Below are 7246 nucleotides of genomic sequence, written 5' to 3'. Positions count from 1 at the left end.
ATTCCCACGGTATTTTTGGGGGGGTGCCCCTTAATATGCCCAGCCTGCGCCAGCGAATCCTGGGCATAGGCTAACCCCCTCCGTTGCTCCCGAAGGCTGCGATCTTTTGGCATTCTGACTGGCAAAAAAAATCCCCCGCAACCAACCATTGCGGGGGATTTTTTATGCCCGAAAAACCTTAACGCTGATGCACCAGATTCCCCGCCGCGTACGTCTGCAGAACAGTCCGGTCATCCCCCAGCGTCATCAACACAAACAACGTCTCGGCAATGTTATTGGCCTGCTTCAGGCGATAGCTCAGCAGCGGCGTCGCGTTGTAGTCCAGCACCAGGAAGTCCGCGTCGGTACCCGGTTGCAGGGTGCCGATCTGGTCTTCCAGCCTCAGTGCGCGGGCGCCGCCGAGGGTGGCGAGGTACAGCGACTTGAACGGGCTCAGCCGTGCGCCTTGCAGCTGCATGACCTTGTACGCTTCGTTCAGGGTTTGCAGCAGCGAGAAACTGGTGCCGCCACCGACGTCCGTGCCCAGTCCGACATTCAGTTTGTGCTTCTCGGCCATCGGCAGGTTGAACAAGCCGCTGCCGAGGAAGAAGTTCGAGGTCGGGCAGAAGGCGATGGCCGATCCGGTCTGTGCCAGGCGCGCGCATTCGTCGTCGCACAGGTGCACGCCGTGGGCGAACACCGAGCGTTCGCCGAGCAGTTGGTAGTGATCGTAGACGTCCAGGTAGCCCTTGCGCTCCGGGAACAGTTCCTTGACCCACTCGACTTCCTTGAGGTTTTCGCTGATGTGGGTCTGCATGTACAGATCCGGGTATTCGCTGAGCAACTGCCCCGCCAGTGCAAGCTGTTCCGGGGTGCTGGTCGGGGCGAAGCGCGGCGTGACCGCGTAGTGCAGGCGGCCCTTGCCATGCCAGCGCTCGATCAGCGCCTTGCTTTCGACGTAGCTCGATTCGGCAGTGTCAGTCAGGTAGTCCGGCGCGTTGCGATCCATCATCACCTTGCCGGCGATCATCCGCAGATCCAGTTGCTCGGCAGCCTCGAAAAACGAGTTCACCGATTGCGGATGCACGCTGCCGAAGACCAGGGCGGTGGTGGTGCCGTTGCGCAGCAGTTCCTTGATGAAAATATCTGCCACTTCATCGGCGTGAACCTTGTCGGCGAACTGGCTTTCGCACGGAAAGGTGTAGGTGTTCAGCCAGTCCAGCAGTTGCTCGCCGTAGGCGCCGACCATGCCGGTTTGCGGCAGGTGAATGTGGGTGTCGATGAAACCAGGGGTGATCAGTGCGTCCTGGTAATGGGTGATCTCGATGTCGGCTGGCAGCGTCGGCAGCAAATCGCTGGCGTGGCCGATGGCGTTGATCTGGCCGTTCTCGACCACCAGCAGGCCGTCTTCGAAATACTCATACGAGGCTTCGATACCCACTTCGGCAGGGTCGGCGATGCTGTGCAAAATGGCGGCGCGGTAGGCTTTGCGAGTCATTGGCATGGGGTTCTCAATTAGTTCAAAGCTTTTCAGTTAGAAGCTTGGCTGCGGCGTGAAGCAGGCAGCAGTTTGGCGATCGATGATCCGGCGCTGGCGGTGTGCTGGCCGAAATTCGCGTTATAGGTGGCGATGATCTCGCCGGCGATGGAGATGGCGATTTCCACAGGCAACTTGCCTTTGACTTCGCCCAGCCCCATCGGGCAGCGCATGCGTTGCAGCACGGCGCTATCGAAACCACGATCACGCAGGCGGTGTTCGAACTTCACCCGTTTGGTCTTCGAACCGATCAGGCCGAAGTAGGCGAAGTCGTTGCGCTTGAGGATCGCGGTGGTGAGTTCGAGGTCGAGCTGGTGATTGTGGGTCATGACAATGCAGTAGCTGCCAGCGGGCAGGTCATCGACTTCATCCAGCGGTTCTTCGGTGACGATTTTGCGCACGCCGTGGGGGATCTGTTCGGGGAATTCGGCTTCCCGCGAATCGATCCAGCGCACCCGGCAGGGCAGGCTGGCGAGCAGCGGCACCAGCGCCCGACCGACGTGGCCGGCGCCGAATACAGCAATCTGCGCTTGCACCTGGCCCATCGGTTCGAACAGCAGCACGGTCACGCCGCCGCAGCACTGGCCCAGGCTGGCGCCGAGGCTGAAGCGCTCCAGATGGGTGTCCTGCCGACCGCTGGCAAGCATCTCGCGGCCGATCTGCATGGCCTTGTATTCCAGATGCCCGCCACCAATGGTGTCGAATGTTTGCGTGGCGCTGATGACCATCTTCGAGCCGGCATTGCGCGGCGTCGAGCCGAGCTCTTCGATGATGGTCACCAACACACAGGGTTCACCCCGGTTTTTCAGGTCGGCGAGGGCGTCGATCCAGTTGTACATGGTTCACCTCAACATCTCTGTTGTCTGTTCGGGCCTCATCGCGGGCAAGCCACGCTCCCACAAGGAATGCATCGTACCTGTGGGAGCTGGCTTGCTTGCGATGGCCACGCCTAGGTCTTACAGCGAAGCCAACTCGGCTTCAGCCTCAACAGGCTTCAAAGCCTTTAACCGGCGCATCTGCTCACAGCCCCACAACACCCGCTCCGGCGTCGCCGGCGCGTCGATTTTCGGTTGATGCCGGTAGTCGCCCAAACTCGCCACGGCGTCCTTGATCGCGCACCAGACGGCGATGCCAAGCATGAACGGCGGCTCACCCACAGCCTTGGAATGGAACACCGTGTCTTCCGGGTTCTTGCGGTTTTCCACCAGCTTCACCCGCAGGTCCAACGGCATGTCCGCCACGGCCGGGATCTTGTAGCTGGCCGGGCCGTTGGTCATCAGTTTGCCTTTGTCGTTCCACACCAGTTCTTCCATGGTCAGCCAACCCATGCCCTGGATGAAACCACCCTCGACCTGACCGATGTCGATGGCCGGGTTCAACGAGGCGCCGACGTCGTGGAGGATGTCGGTGCGCAGCATCTTGTACTCGCCCGTCAGGGTGTCGACGATCACCTCGGCGCAGGCCGCGCCGAAGGCGTAGTAGTAGAACGGCCGACCGCGAGCCTGGCTGCGGTCGTAGTAGATTTTCGGAGTCTTGTAGAAGCCGGTGCTCGACAGCGACACCTGGGCGAAATACGCCTGCTGGATCAGCGCTTCGAACGTCAGGATGTGATCGCGAACCCGCACATGACCGTTGTGGAATTCCACGTCTTCTTCGCTGACCTTGTATTGCCGCGCGGCAAATTCCACCAGGCGTTTCTTGATGATTTCCGCGGCATTCTGTGCGGCTTTACCGTTGAGGTCGGCACCGCTGGAAGCGGCGGTTGGCGAGGTGTTCGGCACTTTGTCGGTGTTGGTCGCGGTGATCTGCACCCGGTCCATTTCCACCTGGAATACTTCAGCCACCACTTGTGCAACCTTGGTGTTCAGGCCCTGGCCCATTTCGGTGCCGCCGTGGTTCAGGTGGATGCTGCCGTCGGTGTAGACATGCACCAGCGCACCGGCCTGGTTGAGGAAACTGGCGGTGAAGGAAATACCGAATTTGACCGGGGTCAGCGCCAGGCCTTTTTTCAGGACCGGGCTGTTGGCGTTGTAGCGGCGGATCGCTTCGCGGCGTTCGGCGTACTGGCTGCTGGCTTCCAGTTCGGCGGTCATTTCCTCGAGCATGTTGTGCTCGACGGTCTGGTAGTAATGGGTGACGTTGCGCTCGGTCTTGCCGTAGTAGTTGGCCTTGCGCACCGCCAGCGGATCGAGGCACAGATGGCGGGCAATGGCGTCCATCACTTCTTCGATGGCGACCATACCTTGCGGGCCGCCGAAACCACGGTAAGCGGTGTTCGACGCGGTGTTGGTCTTGCAGCGGTGACCGTTGATGGTCGCATCGCCGAGGTAGTACGAGTTGTCGGCATGGAACATCGCGCGGTCGACAATCGACGCTGACAAGTCCGGCGAGCAACCGCAGTTACCGGCCAGCTCCAGGGCGATGCCGTGCAGGCGGCCGGTGCTGTCGAAGCCCACGTCGTACTCGACGTAGAACGGGTGACGCTTACCGGTCATCAGCATGTCTTCAACACGCGGCAGACGCATTTTGGTCGGTTGACCGGTCAGGTGCGCGATCACCGCGCACAGGCACGCCGGGCTTGCCGCCTGGGTTTCCTTGCCGCCGAAACCACCGCCCATGCGGCGCATGTCGACGACGATCTTGTTCATCGACACGTCCAGCACTTCCGCCACCAGTTTCTGCACTTCGGTGGGGTTCTGGGTCGAGCAGTAAACGATCATCCCGCCGTCTTCGGTCGGCATCACCGAAGAGATCTGGGTTTCCAGATAAAAGTGTTCCTGGCCGCCGATGTGCAGCGTGCCCTGGATGCGATGCTCGGCAGTGGCCAAGGCATTGGCCGAATCGCCGCGCTGGTGGGTATGGCTGTCGAGCACGAAATGGCGTTTGCGCAGGGCTTCGACCACGTCCAGAACCGGTTCGAGGTCTTCGTATTCGATGATCGCCGCCATCGCGGCTTTGCGCGCGGTTTCCAGGTCTTTCGCGGCGACGGCGAGCACCGGTTGGCCGACGAACTGCACATCTTCGATGGCCAGCAGCGGATCGCCCGGCAACAGCGGGCCGATGTCTTTCAGGCCCGGCACGTCTTCGTGGGTGATGGCGATGCGCACGCCTTCAAAGGCGTAGCAGGGCTGGGTGTCGATGCTGATGATCTTCGCGTGTGCGCGGTCCGACAGCCGTGCATAAACGTGCAGCTGATTGGGGAATTCCAGCCGATCGTCAATGTACTGTGCTTCACCGGACACATGCTTGGCGGCGCTGTCGTGCTTGACGCTGCGGCCGACTCCGGTGGTCAGGTCCTTGGCGAACAATTCAGCCAGTTCGGCTTGGGTCTTCTCTACGGCGTGATGATTAGACATAAGCGGTCACCCGAGTCTCGATGTGCGGTGTTTGCAGTTCGATGAAGTATTTGCGCAGCAGGTTCTGCGCGCTGAGCAGGCGGTATTCCTTGCTGGCGCGGAAGTCCGAGAGCGGTGTGAAATCTTCGGCCAGTGCGGCGCAGGCGCGTTCAATGGTGGCGTTGTTGAACGGTGCGCCAACCAGCGCGGCTTCGCAGTTTTTCGCGCGTTTGGGGATGGCCGCCATGCCGCCGAAAGCAACGCGGGCGTCGGCGACTACGCCATTGTCGATGCGCAGGTTGAATGCTGCGCAGACTGCGGAAATGTCGTCGTCCAGACGCTTCGACACCTTGTAGGCGCGGAACAGTTGTTCAACGCTGGCGCGGGGCACGATGATCTTCTCGATGAACTCGCTTTCCTGGCGCGCGGTGACCCGGTAATCGATGAAGTAATCTTCCAGGGCCAGGGTGCGGCGAGTCTCGCCTTTGCACAGCACGATCTGCGCGCCAAGGGCGATCAGCAGCGGTGGCGAGTCACCGATCGGCGAGGCGTTGCCGATATTGCCGCCTAGGGTGCCCTGGTTGCGAATCTGCAACGAAGCGAAGCGCTGCAGCAATTCGCCGAAGTCCGGGTACTCGGCCTTCAAAGCGTCGTAACAGTCGGAGAGGGCGGTGGCGGCGCCGATTTCCAGGCGATCGTCGAAGCATTCGATGCGCTTCATTTCGGCGACGTTGCCGACGTAGATCATCACCGGCAAGGTGCGGTGGAATTGCGTGACTTCCAGCGCCAGGTCGGTACCGCCGGCCAGCAGGCGGGCCTGTGGATAAGCGTCGTAGAGGTCGGCCAGATCGGCCACGGTCAGCGGCACCAGGCAGCGTTTGTCGCCACTGTTGAGTTCACCGATGTCGGTGGGGGCGATGGCTTTCAGGCGAGCGATGGTGTCAGCCTCACGGGCATCGAACTGATCCGGTTGCTTGGCGCAGCAGGATTGCTCGGCAGCGGCCAGGATCGGCCGATAACCGGTGCAGCGGCAGAGGTTGCCGGCCAGGGCTTCGTGGGCCTTGTGGGAGTCCGGTTGATCGCTGTTCTTTTGCAGGGCGAACAGCGACATGACAAAGCCCGGGGTGCAGAAACCGCATTGCGAGCCATGGCACTCGACCATGGCTTTTTGCACGCTGTGCAGTTGGCCTTGGTGCTTGAGGTCTTCGACGCTGATCAGTTGCTTGCCGTGCAGCGACGAAACAAAGGTCAGGCAAGAGTTGAGACTGCGATAGCGAATGTGTTCGCGGCCATCGTCATCCGTCTGCAGCTCGCCGACCACCACAGTGCACGCGCCACAGTCACCGCTGGCGCAGCCTTCTTTGGTGCCGGGTTTGCCCACATGTTCGCGCAAGTAATTGAGCACAGTCAGGTTCGGGTCCAGGGCGTGCTCGCTACGGAGTTCCTGGTTGAGTAAAAACTGGATCACGGATGGCCTCGCAGACTCATTATTGTTGTTAACCGACATGAACCGAATTTATCAGGTCTGACTTTCCGGTCAATGATTTTCTGACTTAAAGGTCAGGAAATAGCGTTTTGTCGATCAACGACTCGTTCCTTCATTATTGACCCTCACGGGATAGCCTGCTTTTTGCTTGAATCGTGCCAAAAACCGCTGGGTGGGCACTCCGCCATGACCCCTCAATTGCGCTACACTGCGCCGCTTGTGCAGATCGAAGAGTTTGAAGGACAACCATGACGTTCAAGGCGCCGGACAGCCTCGCCGAGCAAATCGCTCACCACCTCGCCGAACGTATCATTCGCGGCGAAATGAAGCCGGGGGAGCGCATCCAGGAACAGAAGGTCACGCTGGCCCTCAATGTCAGCCGCGGTTCAGTCCGTGAGGCCTTGCTGATCCTCGAGCGCCGCCACTTGATCGCGATTTTGCCGCGACGTGGCGCCCACGTGACCGAACTGACGGCGCACAAGGTGCAGAGCCTGTGCACGCTGATGAGCGAGTTGTACATATTGCTCGGCAACGCCGTGGCCAGCGGTTGGCAAGTCCAGGCCGACATGGCGCCATTCCTGCAGATCCAGCAGCGCCTGACCGCCAGCTACGAACGCCAGGACATCCGCACGTTCGTCGACGACAGCTTCAGCGTGATGCGCGCCGCGTATCCGTTCGCCAACAACCTGTACCTGCAGGAAACCGTCGAGAATCTGCAGCCGGCCATGAGCCGTGCGTATTTCCTGGCGTTGGAGCAGCGCAAGGCCTCGATGAGCGAGTTCCTGGAACTGTTCGAACGCCTGCTGGCCGCCGTGCTGGCCCGTGACTTTGCGCAGATCCGCGTGGTGCTGACGGCGTATGCCCAGCGCAGTTGCGATCTGGTGGTTTCTGCCTTGACGGTCGCTTAAG

Annotated in this window: 5 protein-coding genes; 1 reads left to right on the top strand and 4 read right to left on the bottom strand. The window is 60.8% G+C overall.

From position 1 onward, the window contains the following. Positions 1–178: 178 nt before the first annotated feature. The 4 genes from guaD to xdhA form a co-directional block, all read right to left on the bottom strand. Positions 179–1477, bottom strand: coding sequence for a guanine deaminase (guaD, locus tag ACCC96_RS09490; protein ID WP_413695664.1), 1299 nt, complete (start codon positions 1475–1477; stop codon positions 179–181). 32 nt (positions 1478–1509) lie between these two features. Beyond that, the gene (gene xdhC, locus ACCC96_RS09485; RefSeq protein ID WP_413695662.1) at positions 1510–2355 is read right to left on the bottom strand and encodes a xanthine dehydrogenase accessory protein XdhC; all 846 of its coding nucleotides are present in this window, start codon (positions 2353–2355) and stop codon (positions 1510–1512) included. Positions 2356–2472: 117 nt separating this feature from the next. Further along, a complete protein-coding gene (xdhB, locus tag ACCC96_RS09480) occupies positions 2473–4872 on the bottom strand; it encodes a xanthine dehydrogenase molybdopterin binding subunit (protein ID WP_413695661.1) in 2400 nt (799 codons plus the stop codon). Beyond that, entirely contained in the window at positions 4865–6319 is a 1455-nt protein-coding gene (gene xdhA / locus ACCC96_RS09475; protein ID WP_413695660.1) for a xanthine dehydrogenase small subunit, read from the bottom strand. Before xdhA ends, xdhB begins: the two co-directional genes overlap by 8 nt. 266 nt (positions 6320–6585) lie before the next feature. Between xdhA and ACCC96_RS09470 the strand changes: the two genes are divergently transcribed. Then, complete coding sequence (locus ACCC96_RS09470; protein WP_413695659.1) at positions 6586–7245, top strand: GntR family transcriptional regulator; 660 nt, start codon at positions 6586–6588, stop codon at positions 7243–7245. Position 7246: the final 1 nt, after the last annotated feature.

This window comes from Pseudomonas sp. Pseusp11 (assembly GCF_047304405.1).
Taxonomy (GTDB): domain Bacteria; phylum Pseudomonadota; class Gammaproteobacteria; order Pseudomonadales; family Pseudomonadaceae; genus Aquipseudomonas.
Note: the sequence above shows the minus strand (reverse complement) of the source record. Positions and strands in the feature narration are given on the sequence as shown.

Coding starts and splice junctions, on each gene's coding strand:
- guaD (WP_413695664.1), bottom strand. CDS start 1,477: ATGACTCGCAAAGCCTACCGCGCCGCCATTTTGCACAGCATCGCCGAC.
- xdhC (WP_413695662.1), bottom strand. CDS start 2,355: ATGTACAACTGGATCGACGCCCTCGCCGACCTGAAAAACCGGGGTGAA.
- xdhB (WP_413695661.1), bottom strand. CDS start 4,872: ATGTCTAATCATCACGCCGTAGAGAAGACCCAAGCCGAACTGGCTGAA.
- ACCC96_RS09470 (WP_413695659.1), top strand. CDS start 6,586: ATGACGTTCAAGGCGCCGGACAGCCTCGCCGAGCAAATCGCTCACCAC.